The sequence below is a fragment of the Escherichia sp. WS1118 genome (assembly GCF_046487695.1).
Taxonomy (GTDB): domain Bacteria; phylum Pseudomonadota; class Gammaproteobacteria; order Enterobacterales; family Enterobacteriaceae; genus Escherichia; species Escherichia coli.
The window spans coordinates 13,541-31,092 of the sequence record NZ_JBJQIZ010000010.1 but is presented as its reverse complement, the minus strand read 5'-3'; the positions used below and the strand labels follow the sequence as shown (position 1 = coordinate 31,092).

11 protein-coding genes are annotated in these 17,552 nt (G+C 52.1%); 8 read left to right on the top strand and 3 right to left on the bottom strand.

The genetic code is table 11. From position 1 onward, the window contains the following. Nucleotides 1-4: 4 nt before the first annotated feature. The 3 genes from cydC to trxB all read right to left on the bottom strand — a co-directional run bounded on the left by cydC (nt 5) and on the right by trxB (nt 4,581). The gene (cydC, locus tag ACJHYO_RS17090; protein ID WP_001202198.1) at nt 5-1,726 is read right to left on the bottom strand and encodes a heme ABC transporter ATP-binding protein/permease CydC; all 1,722 of its coding nucleotides are present in this window, start codon (nt 1,724-1,726) and stop codon (nt 5-7) included. Then, on the bottom strand, nt 1,727-3,493 hold the full coding sequence (gene cydD, locus ACJHYO_RS17085; protein ID WP_085455259.1) for a heme ABC transporter permease/ATP-binding protein CydD: 1,767 nt from the start codon (nt 3,491-3,493) through the stop codon (nt 1,727-1,729). It lies immediately after the preceding gene. Nucleotides 3,494-3,615: 122 nt separating this feature from the next. Beyond that, on the bottom strand, nt 3,616-4,581 hold the full coding sequence (gene trxB, locus ACJHYO_RS17080; RefSeq protein WP_000537432.1) for a thioredoxin-disulfide reductase: 966 nt from the start codon (nt 4,579-4,581) through the stop codon (nt 3,616-3,618). A 543-nt stretch (nt 4,582-5,124) separates the two neighbouring features. On the opposite strand from trxB, the gene lrp reads away from it, so the two are divergent. From lrp to dmsC, 8 genes are all read left to right on the top strand, one after another. Then, a complete protein-coding gene (lrp, locus tag ACJHYO_RS17075; RefSeq protein ID WP_000228473.1) occupies nt 5,125-5,619 on the top strand; it encodes a leucine-responsive transcriptional regulator Lrp in 495 nt (164 codons plus the stop codon). 134 nt (nt 5,620-5,753) lie between these two features. Beyond that, entirely contained in the window at nt 5,754-9,860 is a 4,107-nt protein-coding gene (gene ftsK, locus ACJHYO_RS17070; RefSeq protein WP_085455260.1) for a DNA translocase FtsK, read from the top strand. A 158-nt stretch (nt 9,861-10,018) separates the two neighbouring features. After that, nucleotides 10,019-10,630 carry an outer membrane lipoprotein chaperone LolA gene (gene lolA, locus ACJHYO_RS17065; protein WP_001295343.1) on the top strand — a complete coding sequence of 204 codons (612 nt, stop codon included), beginning with the start codon at nt 10,019-10,021 and terminating at the stop codon, nt 10,628-10,630. A gap of 10 nt (nt 10,631-10,640) precedes the next feature. Beyond that, complete coding sequence (gene rarA, locus ACJHYO_RS17060) at nt 10,641-11,984, top strand: replication-associated recombination protein RarA (RefSeq protein WP_000067755.1); 1,344 nt, start codon at nt 10,641-10,643, stop codon at nt 11,982-11,984. 90 nt (nt 11,985-12,074) lie between these two features. Beyond that, nucleotides 12,075-13,367 carry a serine--tRNA ligase gene (gene serS / locus ACJHYO_RS17055; protein ID WP_000886683.1) on the top strand — a complete coding sequence of 431 codons (1,293 nt, stop codon included), beginning with the start codon at nt 12,075-12,077 and terminating at the stop codon, nt 13,365-13,367. Between the two features lie 238 nt (nt 13,368-13,605). Beyond that, the gene (dmsA, locus tag ACJHYO_RS17050) at nt 13,606-16,050 is read left to right on the top strand and encodes a dimethylsulfoxide reductase subunit A (RefSeq protein ID WP_000850287.1); all 2,445 of its coding nucleotides are present in this window, start codon (nt 13,606-13,608) and stop codon (nt 16,048-16,050) included. 10 nt (nt 16,051-16,060) lie between these two features. Continuing rightward, nucleotides 16,061-16,678 (top strand): dimethylsulfoxide reductase iron-sulfur subunit DmsB, encoded by a 618-nt coding sequence (dmsB, locus tag ACJHYO_RS17045; RefSeq protein ID WP_000213098.1) that lies wholly within the window; start codon nt 16,061-16,063, stop codon nt 16,676-16,678. A gap of 1 nt (nt 16,679) precedes the next feature. Next, nucleotides 16,680-17,543: a dimethyl sulfoxide reductase anchor subunit DmsC gene (gene dmsC, locus ACJHYO_RS17040; RefSeq protein ID WP_000534662.1), complete on the top strand. Its 864-nt coding sequence runs from the start codon at nt 16,680-16,682 to the stop codon at nt 17,541-17,543. Nucleotides 17,544-17,552: the final 9 nt, after the last annotated feature.

The window sequence follows — 17,552 nt, the reverse complement described above, 5'->3', positions numbered from 1 at the left end:
TAGCTTACAAACCCTGCTTAAACTGGTAATAACGCCCCTGTCTGGCAAGCAGTTCTGCGTGAGTACCTTGCTCAATAATTTGCCCGTTGTCCATCACTATTATTTGTTGGAAACGAGAGAGTCCGCGAAGTCGATGGGTGACCATTAACACCGTTTTCTCGCACATCATTTCTGCAAGCAATTCAAGGATCTGACTTTCGGTTGTGGCATCTAAGCCTTCTGTAGGTTCATCCAGCAATACCAGCGGCGCATCATGTAACAGCGCACGGGCGATAGCCAGACGGCGCAGTTCACCACCGGAGAGCTGGCGTCCGCCTTCACCTAACCAACTGTTGAGACCTGCATCCTCGAGCAGCTTCTCCAGACCAACGCGACGCAAGATCTCCGCCAGAGCCTCATCACTACTACCAGGCGAGGCGAGTAACAGATTATCACGCAGCGTGGCGCTAAACAGATGCACTCGCTGGGGAACAACGCTGATGGTCTGTCGTAGAGCCGCTTCATTCAGGCTGGCTATGGGACTATCGTTAAGCAAAATCTCGCCCTGTTGCGGGTCCCATGCGCGGGTCAGCAGTTGTAACAGTGTTGATTTGCCGCATCCGGTTCGCCCGAGAATCGCAATATGTTCCCCGGCGTTTACCTGAAGATAAATCCCTTTAAGTGCCTGTTGGGATTGCTCCGGATAAGTGAACTGAACATCCCGTAATGTCAGCGAAACGCGATCGGCAACACGAGTTTGGGTATCAGGGAAGGTGACTTCCGGTTTTTGATCCGTTAAATCAGTGATCCGTACGGCAGAGGCAATGACTTGCCCCAGATGCTGAAATGCACCCGTTACTGGTGCCAGCGCTTCAAACGCGGCTAACGCGCAGAAGACAAACAGGGCAATTAACGCGCCGGGTTGAGCATTGCCGCCAACGCCACCGGACGCCATCCACAGCATCAGGATCACCGCTAACGCGCCAATGAGCAGCATTATCGCTTGCGACAATGCGGTCAGTTCAGATTGACGGCGTTGCGCTTCCAGCCACTGAATTTCTGTATTCTCTAATTGCGTGCGATAACGATCGCTGGCACCAAAAATGGTCAGCTCAGCTTGCCCTTGCAGCCAGGCCGTCAGTTGTTGGCGATACTGCCCGCGAAGATGAGTCAGATTTTGCCCGGTGCTTTTTCCCGCACGATAAAACAGTGGTGGCATCAGGAAAAGCGTCAGTAACATAATGCCGCCCAGCGTAAAGGCGAGGGTGAAATCAAGGAAACTTAACCCGATTGTCACCACCATAATCACCACAAAAGCACCTACCAGCGGCGAGATAACGCGCAGGTAAAGATGATCGAGCGTATCAACATCCGCCACCACGCGGTTGAGTAATTCACCCTGACGATAGCGCGCCAGTCCGGCAGGGGAGAGGGGCAGCAATTTGCTGAAGGTATAAATGCGCAGATGCTGCAACACGCGGAAAGTCGCGTCGTGACTTACCAGACGTTCAAAATAGCGCCCGGCAGTACGGGTGATTGCTGCGCCACGCACGCCCGCAGCGGGTAGCATATAGTTGAAGCTGTACAGTCCGGCAACCCCCGCTACCGCTGAGGCGGAGAGGAACCAGCCGGAAAGTGTCAACAGACCGATACTGGCGAGCAGCGTGACAATTGCCAGCACAATACCAAGACTTAACATCCATTTATGACGTTTATACAGTGCCAGATAGGGTAGCAAAGCGCGCATTTAAATCTCCTCCTGACGATGGGCCAGCAATGTGGCGAAAGGACCACCAGCCACGCTTAATTCCGCGTAACGTCCTTGCTCAATAATCTGACCATCCTGCATTACCCAAATGACATCCCAGTCAGCAAGATCTTCTAACTGGTGGGTGACCATTAACGTTGTCTGGCGCAGAGAGGCGGCATTAAGCGCCTCCATTACGCGCTGTTCACTGTGAGCATCAAGGCTGGCAGCGGGTTCATCCAACAGTAATAGCGAACAGGGATTTAGTAATGCTCGGGCCACCGCCACGCGCTGCGCCTGCCCCACGGAAAGGCGGGCAGCCTGGTCGCCAACAGGCGTATCAACGCCTTGTGGCAGGAGCGGTAGAAACTCGCTGACCCAGGCGTTATCCAGCGCTGCTTGTAATTCTTGTTCGCTGGCATCAGGTCGCGCCAGTAGTACGTTATCCCGCAATGTTGCTGCCGGTAATTGTGGGTTTTGCCCAACCCAGGAGAGATGTTTACGCCATGATTCTGGTGATAAATCACGTAATTCTATCCCGTTGATTCGTAGCGATCCCTGATATGAGAGAAAACCAGAAAGCGCGTTCAGCAGTGAGCTTTTACCTGAACCGCTGCGACCAACCAACACTGCACGTTGGCCTGCTGGCAAAGTAAAGTTCAGCGGTCCAGCCAGCGTTTTACCTTCTGGTGATGTAATAAACAGATCCTCGGCTTCAATGGTCACCGGATCGGTTGGTGCTAATTCCGCCTCACCACGTTGCGGATGGGCGAGCGGGGTTTCCATAAACGTTTTCAGACTGTCAGCTGCGCCAACAGCCTGGGCTTTAGCATGATAAAACGTACCGAGATCGCGTAATGGCTGGAAAAACTCCGGCGCAAGGATCAGGGCCAGAAAACCCGCAGCCAGCGTCACGCCAGTATCATAGTGACCAAAATCCAGCTCGCCGAGATAGGAAAAACCAAAGTAGACCGCCACCAGAGCAATTGACAGCGAGGTAAAAAATTCGAGAATGCCGGAGGATAAAAACGCCAGCCGTAGCACTTCCATTGTCCGTTGGCGGAAATCTTCCGAAGCAGAACGAATACTTTCAATTTCAGCTTCACCACGACCAAAAATACGCAATGTTTCCATGCCGCGCAGGCGATCGAGAAAATGCCCACTTAAGCGAGCAAGAGCGAGAAAGTTACGTCGGTTAGCATCGGCAGCCCCCATTCCAACCAGCGCCATAAACAACGGAATTAACGGAGCAGTGCCCAGCAGAATGAGCGCCGCAGCCCAGTTAGAGGGGAAGATAGCCACCACAATCAGCAGCGGCACCGACACTGCCAGCGCCATTTGCGGCAGGTAGCGTGCATAGTAATCATGCATATCGTCAATTTGCTCGAGCACCAGCGTCGCCCAGCTCCCCGCAGGTTTACCCTGAATCCACGCTGGCCCTGCTTGTTGCAGACGGTCGAGAACCTGACGGCGGATGGCAAAGCGGATATGCTGCCCGGCGTGATAACCCACCCGTTCGCGTAACCAGACCACCCATGCGCGCAGTACAAAGGTCAGAAACAGTAACGTAAAGGGAAGCAGCAGGGCTTCACGGGGAATATTCTCCATAATCATATGTTGCAGAATTCGCGCCATGAACCAGGCCTGGGCAATGATCAATATGCCGCTCACAAAGCCCAGCAGACGAGAAATATTCAGCCAACGTTGGGAGATGACGCTTTGCTGTTTTAACCAGCGGGTTAATTCTTTTTGACGGGATTTATTCATTGCACGCTTAGCAGGTGAGTTATCAGAATTATTTGCAGAGCAATGTTACAACGGGGAAAAAATAAAGGCGACCCATAGTCGCATGGTGTCGCCTTCTTTACTTTTGTTACTGACTTGTAAAATTATTTTGCGTCAGCTAAACCGTCGAGGTAGCGTTCCGCATCAAGAGCTGCCATGCAGCCTGTACCAGCAGATGTAATGGCCTGGCGATAAATGTGATCCATCACGTCGCCTGCGGCAAAGACGCCAGGGATGCTGGTCTGGGTGGCATTACCATGAATACCCGACTGTACTTTGATGTAGCCGTTTTCCAGTTCCAGCTGCCCTTCGAAAATGGCAGTATTCGGGCTGTGACCGATAGCAACAAACAGACCGGCAACGTCGAGTGACTCGATGTTATCGCTGTTTTGCGTATCGCGCAGACGAACGCCAGTGACACCCATCTGATCGCCGGTCACTTCTTCCAGCGTACGGTTGGTGTGCAGAATAATGTTGCCGTTCTCCACTTTATCCATCAGACGCTTAATGAGGATTTTTTCCGCACGGAAACCATCACGGCGGTGAATCAGATGAACTTCCGAAGCGATGTTAGACAGATACAGCGCCTCTTCAACCGCGGTATTGCCGCCGCCGATGACCGCAACTTTCTGGTTGCGATAGAAGAAACCGTCGCAGGTTGCACAAGCAGAAACTCCACGGCCTTTAAAGGCTTCTTCAGAGGGCAGGCCGAGATAGCGTGCAGAAGCTCCGGTGGCAATAATCAGCGCGTCGCAAGTGTATTCGCCGCTATCGCCAGTCAGACGGAACGGACGATTCTGCAAATCAACTTTGTTGATGTGATCAAAGATGATTTCAGTTTCAAATTTGGTGGCATGTTCGTGCATGCGCTCCATTAATAACGGACCGGTCAGATCGTTTGGATCGCCAGGCCAGTTTTCCACTTCCGTGGTGGTGGTCAGTTGGCCGCCTTTTTCCATGCCGGTAATCAGCACAGGTTGCAGGTTGGCGCGCGCCGCGTAGACAGCAGCGGTGTATCCCGCCGGGCCTGAACCCAGGATAAGCAGTTTACTGTGTTTGGTCGTGCCCATGAGATCCCCATAGTTGTTGGCAGACAATGGCAGGATTGTAGGGAATTTACAGACGTAAAAAAAGAGTATGACGATTTTGTTAACAATTTGTGCAATCGGCAGCATCGATAAGCAGGTCAAATTCTCCCGTCATTATCACCTCTGCTACTTAAATTTCCCGCTTTATAAGCCGATTAAATGATGAATAAACGCCCCTGTTAATGAATATCTGGCATGTTGTACTAAAAATCGATGTTTTGCTTTGACAATCCCCTGGTGTTTTGCGAAAACATTCGAGGAAGAAAAAAAACAGTATTCTTATATGCGCATAACCATGCATGTAAATACCATGTTTACCGTGCTAGTGAAATCTACGTATGGCGTGGACAGACGCCATTCGTGATGTCGATAGCTGCCACAAGGCAACGGTCTTCTCACCGTAGACCCAGGCATTGCGCGCCGTGAATCTTCATGATTTCGGTCTATCGTGACGGGTAGCGACTCTGAACAGTGATGTTTCAGGGTCAGACAGGAGTAGGGAAGGAATACAGAGAGACAATAATAATGGTAGATAGCAAGAAGCGCCCTGGCAAAGATCTCGACCGTATCGATCGTAACATTCTTAATGAGTTGCAAAAGGATGGGCGTATTTCTAACGTCGAGCTTTCTAAACGTGTGGGACTTTCCCCAACGCCGTGCCTTGAGCGTGTGCGTCGGCTGGAAAGACAAGGGTTTATTCAGGGCTATACGGCGCTGCTGAACCCCCATTATCTGGATGCATCACTTCTGGTATTCGTTGAGATTACTCTGAATCGTGGCGCACCGGATGTGTTTGAACAATTCAATACCGCTGTACAAAAACTTGAAGAAATTCAGGAGTGTCATTTAGTATCCGGTGATTTCGACTACCTGTTGAAAACACGCGTGCCGGATATGTCTGCTTACCGTAAGTTACTGGGGGAAACCCTGCTGCGTCTGCCTGGCGTCAATGACACACGGACATACGTTGTTATGGAAGAAGTCAAGCAGAGTAATCGTCTGGTTATTAAGACGCGCTAACACGGAACAGGTGCAAAATCGGCGTATTTTGATTACACTCCTGTTAATCCATACAGCAACAGTACTGGGGTAACCTGGTACTGTTGTCCGTTTTAGCATCGGGCAGGAAAAGCCTGTAACCTGGAGAGCCTTTCTTGAGCCAGGAATACACTGAAGACAAAGAAGTCACATTGACAAAGTTAAGTAGCGGCCGCCGTCTTCTGGAGGCGTTGCTGATCCTTATTGTCCTGTTTGCCGTCTGGTTGATGGCTGCCTTACTAAGCTTTAACCCTTCGGACCCCAGCTGGTCGCAAACGGCCTGGCATGAACCTATCCATAATTTAGGTGGGATGCCCGGTGCGTGGTTGGCAGATACGCTGTTCTTTATTTTTGGCGTGATGGCTTACACCATTCCCGTCATTATTGTCGGCGGTTGTTGGTTTGCCTGGCGTCATCAGTCCAGCGACGAATACATTGATTATTTTGCCGTTTCGCTACGCATCATTGGCGTTTTGGCGCTCATCCTTACCTCCTGTGGTCTGGCGGCAATCAACGCTGACGATATCTGGTATTTTGCCTCCGGTGGCGTCATTGGCAGCTTACTAAGCACTACGCTACAACCACTGCTACACAGTAGCGGGGGAACTATTGCGCTGCTCTGCGTTTGGGCAGCGGGCCTGACGCTGTTCACCGGTTGGTCATGGGTGACCATTGCTGAAAAACTCGGCGGCTGGATTTTAAATATTCTTACCTTCGCCAGTAATCGTACCCGTCGCGATGATACCTGGGTCGATGAAGATGAGTATGAAGACGACGAAGAGTATGAAGATGAAAATCACGGCAAACAGCATGAATCACGCCGTGCCCGTATTCTTCGCGGCGCGCTAGCGCGTCGTAAACGGTTGGCGGAAAAATTCATTAATCCGATGGGGCGGCAAACAGATGCTGCGCTGTTCTCCGGTAAGCGGATGGATGATGAAGAAGAGATTACCTACACTGCACGCGGTGTGGCTGCCGACCCTGACGACGTCCTGTTTTCGGGCAATCGTGCAACGCAGCCAGAATATGACGAATACGATCCATTATTAAACGGTGCGCCAATTACCGAACCTGTTGCTGTAGCAGCTGCTGCTACCACGGCGACACAAAGCTGGGCTGCACCGGTTGAACCTGTGACTCAGACGCCGCCAGTTGCCTCTGTTGATGTTCCACCTACGCAACCTACAGTAGCCTGGCAGCCTGTACCGGGGCCGCAAACGGGAGAACCGGTTATTGCACCTGCACCGGAAGGTTACCCACAGCAGTCACAATATGCGCAGCCTGCAGTGCAATATAATGAGCCGCTGCAACAACCTGTACAGCCACAGCAGCCGTATTATGCGCCTGCGGCTGAACAACCTGTGCAACAACCTTACTACGCTCCTGCGGCGGAACAACCTGTTCAGCAACCGTATTACGCCCCTGCGCCAGAACAACCGGTGGCAGGTAACGCCTGGCAAGCCGAAGAGCAGCAATCCACTTTTGCTCCACAGTCTACATACCAGACGGAGCAAACTTATCAGCAGCCAGCTGCTCAGGAGCCGTTGTACCAACAGCCGCAACCCGTTGAACAGCAGCCTGTTGTGGAGCCTGAACCCGTTGTAGAAGAGACAAAACCCACGCGTCCGCCGCTTTACTATTTTGAAGAAGTGGAAGAGAAGCGAGCCCGTGAACGTGAACAACTTGCGGCCTGGTATCAACCGATTCCAGAACCGGTTAAAGAACCGGAACCGATCAAATCTTCGCTGAAAGCACCTTCTGTTGCAGCAGTACCTCCAGTAGAAGCCGCTGCCGCTGTTTCTCCGCTGGCATCTGGTGTGAAAAAAGCGACACTGGCGACGGGGGCTGCCGCAACCGTTGCCGCGCCAGTCTTCAGTCTGGCAAATAGCGGTGGACCGCGTCCGCAGGTCAAAGAGGGGATTGGCCCGCAGTTGCCACGACCGAAACGCATCCGCGTGCCAACTCGTCGTGAACTGGCGTCTTACGGTATTAAGCTGCCCTCACAGCGTGCGGCAGAAGAAAAAGCCCGCGAAGCCCAGCGTAATCAGTACGATTCTGGCGATCAGTACAACGATGATGAAATCGATGCGATGCAGCAGGATGAACTGGCACGTCAGTTCGCCCAGACGCAGCAGCAACGCTATGGCGAACAGTATCAACATGATGTGCCCGTGAACACAGAAGATGCAGATGCTGCGGCAGAGGCAGAACTGGCTCGTCAGTTTGCTCAAACTCAACAACAACGTTATTCCGGCGAACAACCGGCTGGGGCGAATCCGTTCTCGCTGGATGATTTTGAATTTTCGCCAATGAAAGCGTTGCTGGATGATGGTCCACACGAACCGCTGTTTACGCCAATTGTTGAACCTGTACAGCAGCCGCAACAACCGGTAGCACCGCAGCAGCAATATCAGCAGCCGCAACAACCGGTAGCACCGCAGCAGCAATATCAGCAGCCGCAACAACCGGTAGCACCGCAGCCGCAGTATCAGCAGCCGCAACAACCGGTTGCACCGCAGCCGCAGTATCAGCAGCCGCAACAACCAGTTGCGCCACAGCCGCAATATCAACAGCCGCAACAACCGGTTGCACCGCAGCAGCAATATCAGCAGCCACAACAGCCGGTTACACAGCAGCCGCAGTATCAGCAGCCGCAACAGCCGGTTGTACCACAGCCGCAGGATACCCTGCTTCATCCGCTGTTGATGCGTAATGGCGACAGCCGTCCGTTGCATAAACCGACGACGCCACTGCCTTCTCTGGATTTGCTGACACCGCCGCCGAGCGAAGTGGAGCCGGTAGATACCTTTGCGCTTGAACAAATGGCGCGCCTGGTAGAAGCGCGTCTGGCTGATTTCCGTATTAAAGCCGATGTTGTCAATTACTCTCCGGGGCCAGTTATCACTCGCTTTGAATTGAACCTGGCACCGGGCGTAAAAGCAGCGCGCATTTCTAACTTGTCACGTGACCTTGCCCGTTCACTTTCGACGGTGGCGGTGCGTGTCGTTGAAGTTATTCCTGGCAAACCCTATGTAGGTCTGGAGTTACCGAATAAAAAACGACAAACCGTTTATCTGCGCGAAGTTTTGGATAACGCCAAATTCCGCGATAATCCGTCGCCATTAACCGTGGTGCTGGGTAAAGATATCGCCGGTGAGCCGGTGGTTGCCGATCTGGCGAAAATGCCGCACTTGTTGGTTGCGGGGACTACCGGTTCCGGTAAGTCTGTCGGGGTGAATGCGATGATCCTGAGCATGCTTTATAAAGCACAGCCAGAAGATGTACGTTTCATCATGATCGACCCGAAAATGCTGGAGCTTTCGGTTTATGAAGGCATTCCGCACCTGTTAACGGAAGTTGTTACTGATATGAAAGATGCCGCCAACGCGCTGCGCTGGTGTGTTAACGAGATGGAGCGTCGTTATAAACTGATGTCTGCGCTGGGTGTGCGTAATCTGGCGGGTTATAACGAAAAAATTGCTGAAGCCGATCGCATGATGCGTCCGATTCCAGACCCGTACTGGAAGCCGGGTGATAGTATGGATGCGCAGCATCCGGTGCTGAAAAAAGAACCATACATTGTGGTGTTGGTGGACGAATTTGCCGACCTGATGATGACGGTAGGTAAAAAAGTGGAAGAGCTGATAGCACGTCTGGCGCAAAAAGCCCGTGCCGCGGGTATCCACCTCGTACTGGCAACGCAGCGTCCATCGGTTGATGTTATTACTGGTCTGATTAAAGCGAATATTCCGACCCGTATCGCCTTTACCGTATCCAGTAAGATTGACTCACGTACCATTCTTGATCAGGCTGGTGCGGAATCACTGCTGGGTATGGGGGATATGCTCTACTCTGGGCCGAACTCCACGTTGCCGGTACGTGTCCATGGTGCTTTTGTTCGCGATCAGGAAGTTCATGCCGTGGTGCAGGACTGGAAAGCGCGTGGTCGCCCACAGTATGTTGATGGCATCACCTCCGACAGTGAAAGCGAAGGTGGCGTGGGCGGTTTCGATGGCGCTGAAGAACTGGATCCGTTGTTCGATCAGGCGGTGCAGTTTGTCACTGAAAAACGCAAAGCGTCAATTTCTGGCGTACAGCGTCAGTTCCGCATTGGTTATAACCGTGCAGCGCGTATTATCGAACAGATGGAAGCGCAGGGGATTGTCAGCGAACAGGGGCACAACGGTAATCGTGAAGTGCTGGCCCCACCGCCATTTGACTAATTAATGCAACGTAGACCGGATAAGACGCGATAGCGTCGCATCCGGTATTCTATCAACTGAAAATTCAGTATTTTCTTCTTTCCTCAAGCTGATTATTAGCCTGGAATAGAGAGTAGAGGGAACTCCCGATTGGGAGTGACGTAATTTGAGGAATAATGATGAAAAAAATTGCCATCACCTGTGCATTACTCTCAAGCTTAGTAGCAAGCAGCGTTTGGGCTGATGCCGCAAGCGATCTTAAAAGCCGCCTGGATAAAGTCAGCAGCTTCCACGCCAGCTTCACACAGAAAGTGACTGACGGTAGCGGCGCGGCGGTGCAGGAAGGTCAGGGCGATCTGTGGGTGAAACGTCCAAACTTATTCAACTGGCATATGACTCAACCTGATGAAAGCATTCTGGTTTCTGACGGTAAAACACTGTGGTTCTATAACCCGTTCGTTGAGCAAGCTACGGCAACCTGGCTGAAAGATGCCACCGGTAATACGCCGTTTATGCTGATTGCCCGCAACCAGTCCAGCGACTGGCAGCAGTACAATATCAAACAGAATGGCGATGACTTTGTTCTGACGCCGAAAGCCAGCAATGGCAATCTGAAGCAGTTCACCATTAACGTGGGACGTGATGGCACAATCCATCAGTTTAGCGCGGTGGAGCAGGACGATCAGCGCAGCAGTTATCAGCTGAAATCCCAGCAAAATGGGGCTGTGGATGCAGCGAAATTTACCTTCACCCCGCCGCAAGGCGTCACGGTAGATGATCAACGTAAGTAGAGGCACCTGAGTGAGCAATCTGTCGCTCGATTTTTCGGATAATACTTTTCAACCTCTGGCCGCGCGTATGCGGCCAGAAAATTTAGCACAGTATATCGGCCAGCAACATTTGCTGGCTGCGGGGAAGCCGTTGCCGCGCGCTATCGAAGCCGGGCATCTGCATTCTATGATCCTCTGGGGGCCGCCGGGTACCGGCAAAACAACCCTCGCTGAAGTGATTGCCCGCTATGCGAACGCTGATGTGGAACGTATTTCTGCCGTCACCTCTGGTGTGAAAGAGATTCGCGAGGCGATCGAGCGCGCTCGGCAAAACCGCAATGCAGGTCGCCGCACTATTCTTTTTGTTGACGAAGTTCACCGTTTCAACAAAAGCCAGCAGGATGCATTTCTGCCACATATTGAAGACGGCACCATCACTTTTATTGGCGCAACCACTGAAAACCCGTCGTTTGAGCTTAATTCGGCACTGCTTTCCCGTGCCCGTGTCTATCTGTTGAAATCCCTGAGTACAGAGGATATTGAGCAAGTACTAACTCAGGCGATGGAAGACAAAACCCGTGGCTATGGTGGTCAGGATATTGTTCTGCCAGATGAAACACGACGCGCCATTGCTGAACTGGTGAATGGCGACGCGCGCCGGGCGTTAAATACGCTGGAAATGATGGCGGATATGGCCGAAGTCGATGATAGCGGTAAGCGGGTCCTGAAGCCTGAATTACTGACCGAAATCGCTGGTGAACGTAGCGCCCGCTTTGATAACAAAGGCGATCGCTTTTACGATCTGATTTCCGCACTGCATAAGTCGGTACGTGGTAGCGCACCCGATGCGGCGCTCTACTGGTATGCGCGAATTATTACCGCCGGTGGCGATCCGTTATATGTCGCGCGTCGTTGCCTGGCAATTGCTTCCGAAGATGTCGGCAATGCCGACCCACGGGCGATGCAGGTGGCAATTGCGGCCTGGGATTGCTTTACTCGCGTTGGCCCGGCGGAAGGTGAACGCGCCATTGCTCAGGCGATTGTTTACCTGGCCTGTGCGCCAAAAAGCAACGCTGTCTACACTGCGTTTAAAGCCGCGCTGGCCGATGCTCGCGAACGTCCGGATTATGACGTGCCGGTTCATTTGCGTAATGCGCCGACGAAATTAATGAAGGAAATGGGCTACGGGCAGGAATATCGTTACGCTCATGATGAAGCAAACGCTTATGCTGCCGGTGAGGTTTACTTCCCGCCGGAAATAGCACAAACACGCTATTATTTCCCGACAAACAGGGGCCTTGAAGGCAAGATTGGCGAAAAGCTCGCCTGGCTGGCTGAACAGGATCAAAATAGCCCCATAAAACGCTACCGTTAATGTTATCGTTGCGGTAATGTTGTTAATGTATCCCTGTGGTCGCAGGCTGTGGCCACATCTCCCATTTAATTCGATAAGCACAGGATAAGCATGCTCGATCCCAATCTGCTGCGTAATGAGCCAGACGCAGTCGCTGAAAAACTGGCACGCCGGGGCTTTAAGCTGGATGTAGATAAGCTGGGCGCTCTTGAGGAGCGTCGTAAAGTATTGCAGGTCAAAACGGAAAACCTGCAAGCGGAGCGTAACTCCCGATCGAAATCCATTGGCCAGGCGAAAGCGCGCGGGGAAGATATCGAGCCTTTACGTCTGGAAGTGAACAAACTGGGCGAAGAGCTGGATGCAGCAAAAGCCGAGCTGGATGCTTTACAGGCTGAAATTCGCGATATCGCGCTAACCATCCCTAACCTGCCTGCAGATGAAGTGCCGGTAGGTAAAGACGAAAATGACAACGTTGAAGTCAGTCGCTGGGGCACCCCGCGTGAGTTTGACTTTGAAGTTCGTGACCATGTGACGCTGGGTGAAATGCACTCTGGCCTCGACTTTGCAGCCGCAGTTAAGTTGACTGGTTCCCGCTTTGTGGTAATGAAAGGGCAGATTGCTCGCATGCACCGCGCACTGTCGCAGTTTATGCTGGATCTGCATACCGAACAGCATGGCTACAGTGAGAACTATGTTCCGTACCTGGTTAACCAGGACACGCTGTACGGTACGGGTCAGCTGCCGAAATTTGCTGGCGATCTGTTCCATACTCGTCCGCTGGAAGAAGAAGCAGACACCAGTAACTATGCGCTGATCCCAACGGCAGAAGTTCCGCTGACCAACCTGGTACGCGGTGAAATCATCGATGAAGATGATCTGCCAATTAAGATGACCGCCCACACCCCATGTTTCCGTTCTGAAGCTGGTTCATATGGTCGTGACACTCGTGGTCTGATCCGTATGCACCAGTTCGACAAAGTTGAAATGGTGCAGATCGTGCGCCCGGAAGACTCAATGGCGGCGCTGGAAGAGATGACCGGTCATGCGGAAAAAGTCCTGCAGCTGCTGGGCCTGCCGTACCGTAAAATCATCCTTTGTACCGGCGACATGGGCTTTGGCGCTTGCAAAACTTACGACCTGGAAGTATGGATCCCGGCACAGAACACCTACCGCGAGATCTCTTCCTGCTCCAACGTTTGGGATTTCCAGGCACGTCGTATGCAGGCACGTTGCCGTAGCAAGTCGGACAAGAAAACCCGTCTGGTTCATACCCTGAACGGTTCTGGTCTTGCTGTTGGTCGTACGCTGGTTGCAGTAATGGAAAACTATCAGCAGGCTGATGGTCGTATTGAAGTACCAGAAGTTCTGCGTCCGTATATGAACGGACTGGAATATATTGGCTAATACCCAATTTTTCTGAATCTAAAAAGCGCCTGCGGGCGCTTTTTTTGTCTCCCTTTGATACCGAACAATAATTACTCCTCACTTACAAGTAATACTACTTTCGAGTGAAAATCTACCTATCTCTTTGATTTTCAAATTATTCGATGTATACAAGCCTATATAGCGATCTGCTATAGAAATAATTACACAATACGGTTTGTTACTGGAATCAATCGTGAGCAAGCTTGAGTGAGCCATTATGAAAACGAAAATCCCTGATGCGGTATTGGCTGCTGAGGTGAGTCGCCGTGGTTTGGTAAAAACGACAGCGATCGGCGGCCTGGCAATGGCCAGCAGCGCATTAACATTACCTTTTAGTCGGATTGCGCATGCTGTCGATAGCGCTATTCCAACAAAATCAGACGAAAAGGTTATCTGGAGCGCCTGTACAGTTAACTGTGGTAGTCGCTGCCCGCTACGTATGCACGTAGTGGACGGTGAAATCAAATATGTCGAAACGGACAATACCGGCGATGACAATTACGACGGCCTGCACCAGGTTCGCGCCTGTCTGCGTGGGCGTTCCATGCGTCGCCGTGTCTACAATCCGGACCGCCTGAAATATCCGATGAAACGAGTCGGGGCGCGCGGTGAAGGCAAATTCGAGCGCATTAGCTGGGAAGAAGCCTACGACATCATCGCGACCAAAATGCAGCGCCTGATCAAAGAGTACGGCAACGAGTCTATCTATCTGAACTATGGCACCGGTACGCTGGGCGGCACCATGACCCGCTCGTGGCCGCCGGGAAATACCCTGGTCGCGCGGCTAATGAACTGCTGCGGCGGTTATCTGAACCATTATGGCGACTACTCCTCCGCGCAAATTGCGGAAGGTCTGAACTATACCTACGGCGGCTGGGCAGATGGTAACAGCCCGTCGGATATCGAAAACAGTAAACTGGTAGTGCTGTTTGGTAATAACCCTGGCGAAACGCGAATGAGTGGCGGTGGGGTGACTTACTATCTTGAACAGGCGCGCCAGAAATCTAATGCTCGCATGATCATCATCGATCCGCGCTATACCGACACCGGTGCCGGGCGTGAAGATGAGTGGATCCCTATTCGTCCGGGAACAGATGCCGCACTGGTTAACGGTCTGGCGTATGTCATGATCACCGAAAACCTGGTAGATCAGGAATTCCTCGATAAATATTGCGTTGGCTACGACGAGAAAACCCTGCCAGCCAGTGCGCCGAAAAATGGTCACTATAAAGCTTATATTCTGGGTGAAGGACCCGATGGCGTGGCTAAAACACCGGAATGGGCCTCGCAAATCACCGGTGTTCCGGCAGACAAAATCATCAAACTGGCTCGTGAAATCGGCAGTACCAAACCGGCGTTTATCAGCCAGGGATGGGGCCCGCAGCGTCATGCTAACGGTGAAATCGCAACCCGTGCTATCTCGATGCTGGCGATTCTGACCGGTAACGTTGGTATTAACGGGGGGAACAGCGGCGCGCGCGAAGGTTCATACAGCTTACCGTTTGTCCGTATGCCGACTCTCGAAAACCCGATCCAGACCAGCATTTCTATGTTTATGTGGACCGATGCCATTGAACGTGGCCCGGAAATGACGGCGCTGCGTGATGGTGTGCGCGGGAAAGATAAGCTGGATGTGCCGATCAAAATGATCTGGAACTATGCCGGTAACTGCCTGATTAATCAGCATTCTGAAATCAACCGTACCCATGAAATCCTTCAGGATGATAAGAAGTGCGAGCTGATTGTGGTTATCGACTGCCACATGACCTCATCGGCGAAATATGCTGACATCCTGCTGCCTGACTGCACCGCTTCCGAACAGATGGACTTTGCACTGGATGCATCCTGCGGGAATATGTCTTACGTTATTTTCAATGATCAGGTCATTAAACCGCGCTTTGAATGTAAGACTATCTATGAGATGACCAGCGAACTGGCAAAACGTCTTGGCGTCGAACAACAGTTTACTGAAGGTCGTACTCAGGAAGAGTGGATGCGGCATCTGTATGCCCAGTCGCGGGAAGCGATTCCTGAACTGCCAACGTTTGAAGAGTTCCGTAAGCAGGGGATCTTTAAAAAGCGCGATCCGCAAGGGCATCACGTTGCTTACAAAGCCTTCCGTGAAGATCCGCAGGCTAATCCATTGACCACGCCATCGGGCAAAATTGAGATCTATTCACAGGCGCTGGCTGACATTGCCGCTACCTGGGAATTGCCAGAAGGTGATGTGATCGATCCACTGCCGATCTATACGCCGGGCTTTGAAAGTTATCAGGATCCGCTGAACAAACAGTATCCGCTGCAGCTTACGGGTTTCCACTATAAATCTCGCGTTCACTCAACTTACGGCAACGTTGATGTGCTGAAAGCAGCTTGCCGTCAGGAAATGTGGATCAACCCGCTTGATGCGCAAAAACGCGGTATCAGCAACGGCGATAAAGTCAGGATCTTTAATGATCGTGGTGAGGTTCATATTGAGGCGAAAGTGACGCCACGAATGATGCCGGGTGTGGTCGCACTGGGTGAAGGTGCCTGGTATGACCCGGATACAAAACGTGTCGATAAGGGCGGTTGTATTAACGTACTGACCACTCAACGTCCGTCTCCTCTTGCCAAGGGGAATCCATCACATACGAACCTTGTTCAGGTTGAAAAGGTGTAAGGAGTAACCGATGACAACCCAGTATGGATTTTTTATTGATTCCAGCCGTTGCACCGGTTGCAAAACCTGCGAGCTGGCTTGTAAAGACTACAAAGATTTGACGCCAGAAGTCAGCTTCCGCCGCATTTATGAATATGCTGGTGGCGACTGGCAGGAAGATAACGGTGTCTGGCACCAGAACGTGTTTGCCTACTATCTGTCGATTTCATGTAACCACTGCGAAGATCCGGCTTGTACTAAAGTCTGCCCGAGCGGTGCGATGCATAAACGTGAAGATGGTTTTGTTGTGGTCGATGAAGATGTATGCATTGGCTGCCGTTACTGTCATATGGCTTGCCCGTATGGCGCACCGCAATATAACGAAACGAAAGGCCATATGACCAAATGCGATGGTTGTTATGACCGTGTTGCGGAGGGAAAAAAACCGATCTGCGTAGAGTCCTGCCCCCTGCGGGCGCTGGATTTCGGCCCTATCGACGAGCTGCGTAAAAAACATGGCGATCTGGCGGCCGTTGCGCCGTTGCCGCGAGCTCACTTTACCAAACCGAATATTGTGATCAAACCCAATGCCAACAGCCGCCCAACCGGGGATACCACTGGCTATCTGGCAAACCCGAAGGAGGTGTGAGATGGGAAGTGGATGGCATGAATGGCCGCTGATGATCTTCACGGTCTTCGGGCAATGTGTAGCGGGTGGTTTTATCGTTCTGGCTTTGGCGCTGCTCAAAGGCGACCTGCGAGCAGAAGCCCAGCAGCGTGTTATCGCCTGCATGTTGGGTTTATGGGTGCTGATGGGCATTGGCTTTATCGCCTCTATGCTTCATCTTGGTTCACCGATGCGCGCTTTTAACTCGCTCAATCGGGTAGGGGCTTCAGCACTCAGTAACGAAATTGCCAGCGGTTCGATCTTTTTTGCTGTAGGCGGCATCGGCTGGTTGCTGGCAATGCTGAAAAAGCTTTCACCGGCATTGCGTACGCTTTGGCTGGTGGTGACGATGGTTCTTGGCGTAGTCTTTGTCTGGATGATGGTGCGTGTGTATAACAGCATCGATACAGTACCCACCTGGTACAGCATCTGGACACCGATGGGCTTCTTCCTGACGATGTTTATGGGCGGCCCGTTACTGGGTTACCTGTTGCTGAGTCTGGCTGGTGTCGATGGCTGGGCGATGCGTCTGCTGCCAGCCATTTCTGTTCTGGCACTGGTAGTGAGTGGCGTGATGTCAGTGATGCAGGGCGCAGAGCTGGCGAATATTCATAGCTCTGTGCAGCAGGCCGCAGCGCTGGTGCCGGACTATGGTGCGCTGATGTCCTGGCGGATCGTGCTTTTGGCCGTTGCCCTGTGCTTGTGGATTGCACCACAGCTAAAAGGTTATCAGCCTGCGGTTCCGCTACTTTCTGTATCATTCATTCTGCTTCTGGCAGGGGAATTAATCGGTCGTGGCGTATTCTATGGTTTGCATATGACCGTGGGGATGGCTGTCGCAAGTTAATCAGTAACA